Origin of the sequence: Synechococcus sp. BA-120 BA3, assembly GCF_034931285.1 — a bacterium.
Taxonomy (GTDB): Bacteria; Cyanobacteriota; Cyanobacteriia; order PCC-6307; family Cyanobiaceae; genus Cyanobium.
In genome coordinates, this window is the sequence record NZ_JAYGHZ010000403.1 from 1 (window position 1) to 3,227 (window position 3,227).

2 protein-coding genes and 1 pseudogene are annotated in these 3,227 nt (G+C 72.8%); 2 read left to right on the plus strand and 1 reads right to left on the minus strand.

The window, feature by feature from the left end; all coding sequences use genetic code 11:
• Positions 1-169, minus strand: a 169-nt coding sequence (locus VB737_RS15925) for a dephospho-CoA kinase (protein WP_500314394.1), incomplete at its 3' end; no start/stop codon positions are given.
• A 149-nt stretch (positions 170-318) separates the two neighbouring features.
• On the opposite strand from VB737_RS15925, the gene VB737_RS15930 reads away from it, so the two are divergent.
• Together VB737_RS15930 and VB737_RS15935 are read left to right on the plus strand one after the other, a co-directional pair.
• Positions 319-3,033: a Crp/Fnr family transcriptional regulator gene (locus VB737_RS15930; RefSeq protein WP_500314392.1), complete on the plus strand. Its 2,715-nt coding sequence runs from the start codon at positions 319-321 to the stop codon at positions 3,031-3,033.
• A gap of 4 nt (positions 3,034-3,037) precedes the next feature.
• Positions 3,038-3,227: pseudogene (locus VB737_RS15935) on the plus strand (arginine biosynthesis bifunctional protein ArgJ); the annotation flags it as partial.

A 3,227-nucleotide genomic window follows, 5' to 3' on the forward strand; every position in this document is an offset into this window, starting at 1 on the left:
CCCCGAAGCGTTCCAGCACCGCCGCCGCGCCGGGGCTGCCCGGCGCCAGCGCCTCTCGGGCATAGCCATCCGCATCCAGCACCGGCAGACCGCGCTCGGCCAGCAGGCGCCCCACCGTGCTCTTGCCGCTGGCGATGCCGCCGGTGAGGCCGATGCGGCGCTGGTCCATGGACGGGTGCGGTGCCGTGGAACGGTGGGGTGGAAGCGGTGGCTGGGGCGCCGCTTCGGGGACGACGGAACGTGAGCGTTCCCATCGGTCGGCGGACAGATCGGCCGGTGCGCCGCAAGCTAACGGCTGGCCCGCCCCCCGCCGGCGCGATGCAAGTCTTCAGCTCCTGGTCCGAGCAACAGGCCCGCCTCACCCGCTGGGTGCTGCTGCTGGGCTGGCTGGGGCTGATCCTCAGCCTGTTGCTTCCCGGCGTCGATCCCTGGCCGTTCGAGCTGGATCGCTGCGGCCCCCTGATGGAGTGCCATGGCCGGGAGGGCAACCAGATCTTCTGGGGCCTGGTGGTCCCCAGCGGTCTGCTGATCCTGGTGGCGCTCAGCCATGAGGTCTGGCGCCGCATCTGCCCGCTGGCCTTCGTCTCCCAGCTGTTCCGCGCCCTCCACTGGCAGCGCACCGTTCCCGGCAAGGGCGGCCGCCGCGACGTGGTGAAGATCGAGGCGGACTCCTGGCTCGGACAGCACCACGTGCAACTGCAGTGGAGCCTGTTCATCGCCGGCCTCAGCCTGCGGCTGCTGGTGGTGAACAGCAGCCCCTTTGGGCTGGGCCTGTTCCTGGCGCTCACGGTGGCGGCGGCCCTGGCGGTGGGCTGGGCCTACGGCGGCAAGGCCTGGTGCCAGTACTTCTGCCCGATGGCGCCGGTGCAGGCCGTGGTCACCGGCCCCCGCAGCCTGCTGGGCAGCCCCGCCCACCTGGAGACCACCTCCCGCATCACCCAGTCGATGTGCCGCACCATCGGTGAGCAGGGCAAGCTGCAGAGCGCCTGCGTGGCCTGCCAGGCCCCCTGCATCGACATCGACTCCGAGCGGGCCTACTGGCAGACCTTCCGCGGCAAGAAAGGCCTGGCCTGGGCCTGGGCCTCCTATCCCGGCCTGGTGCTGGCCTTCTTTCTGCTGATCCGCGCTGCGGGGCCCGGCGGCATCGACTACCTGCGCACGGGGATGTGGGCCTACGACGCCCGCGCCGTTGATCAGATCGCCCAGCCCCTGGTGCTGGGGGGCTGGAACACCCTGCTGCCCCGCTGGTTCACGATGCCTGCCCTGCTGGTGCTGGGCGGTGTCCTCTCGGTGGCCCTGTTCGGGGCCGTGGAGCGCTGGCTGCGATCCGGCCTCGCCGGGCTGCCGGCCGAGCGGGCCACGGCGGTGGCCGGCCATCGCACCCGCCTGGCCGCCACCTTCCTGGCGGTGAACATCTTCTTCTGGTTCGCCGATCCCTCGCTGGGCCTCCTCGGCCCGAGGGGCGGGCAGCTGATCCGCTCCCTGGTGCTGGTCGTCAGCGGCATGTGGCTCTACCGGGGCTGGTCCCGCGACAAGGCCACCTACACCCGCGAGAGCACCAGCGCCAGCCTGCGCAAGCAGCTGGAGAAGCTGGTGCCCGAAATGGGGGATCTGCTGGACGGGCGCTCCCTGGCGGAGCTCAGCCCGGGGGAGGTGTTCACCCTCGCCAAGGTGCTGCCCAGCCAGATCAGCCAGACCAAGCGCGGGATCTACCGCGAGGTGCTCTCCGACCTGTTCGGCAGCGGCCGGCTCGACCGCGCCGCCGCCCTGGTGCAGCTGGAGGAGCTGCGCCAGTCCCTCGACCTCAAGGTGGAGGACCACCACGCCGCCGTGCGCGAGCTGGCGGTGAGCGACCCCCGCATCCTGCAGCTCGACCATCGCCAGCGGGAGATCCGCAGCCTGCGCCAGGAAGCCGCCGCCGAGGCGATCGAGGATCTGCTCGAGACCACCGGCCTCGGTGACCTGAGCGCGGCCCTGGCCGATGGTGACCACGGCGATCGGCTGGAGCGGATCCGCCAGGAGTACGCGCTGGATGAGGCCAGCTGGTCGGAGCTGCTGGCCTCCTTCGGTCCCGCCTCCAGCTTCGCCCGCGAGCGGGTGGAGGAGCAGCTGCAGCAGGTCCGGGACCGGCTCGCGGCCCGCCAGGCCCTGGCGCAGGCCGCCGCCGACGAACCCCTGCTGCGGCCGCTGCTGCCGGTGATCGACCGCGAGCTGGTCAGCCTGTTCGTCACCGTCGCGCCCTCCCTGCAGCCCTTCGCCGCCGAGGACCCCCTGGTGGAGCGCTTCCAAGGGCTGCTCCCCCATGTCCCGGAAGGGGTGCTCACCCAGCTGCGGCGCCAGGACCGGGAACGGTGGGCCCCGGCCAGCGCAGAGGTCCCCGCCCCCCTCGACCCGCTCCCCGATCCGGCCGAGGTGCTCGATGGACTGTGGCGGGACCCCGATCCGGACACCGCTCTGTGGGCCCTGTGGGTGCAGGATCAGCGGGATCCGGCGCGGGCGGCGGCCCTGCGGCGGGAGCCGAGGGTGGGTCTGCCCAGCAGCGCGGCCCTCGAGCGGCTGCGGTCCGGGGAGGGGCTCGCCCTGGGCGGGCGCCTCCGCCGGCTCCTGGAGGTGCCGCTGATGGCGGGGCTGTCGCCGGCGGCCTTGATCAACATGCTGCACTGGGGCGAGGAGCGGCAGCTGCCGAGCGGCGAGGTGCTGTTCTCGGTCGGCGATCCCCCCGACACCGTGGCGATCCTGCTGGAGGGTCGCTGCGAGGTGCGGCGCCCCTCGACCAGCGACGGCGGGCTCGAGGCGATGGCCCGGATCCACAGCGGCGAACCGATCGGGGAGGTCTCCTTCCTGGTGGACCATCCCCGCCATGCCGAGGTGCGGGCCATCGACGGACCCGCCACGGTGCTGGTGTTCGAGAGTTCGGAGTTCGAGCAGCTGCTGCAGCAATCCTCGGAGTTCAACCGCGGCCTGCTGCACACCCTCGCCCTGAGGCTCGAGGACTCCTACGGCAAGCTGGGCACCACCACCGCGCCCCGCTGAGTCCGTGACCCCTCCCGCTCCGTGGCAGCCGATCCCCGCAGGCGTCACGGCCCCGGAGGGCTTCCAGGCCGCCGCCGTCACCGCCGGCCTCAAGGCCTCCGGCCGGCCGGATCTCTCCCTGCTGCTTTCCCCGCCCGGCGCCGCGTGCGCCGGCACCTTCACCACCTCCCTGGTGCGGGCGGCCTGCGTCGACC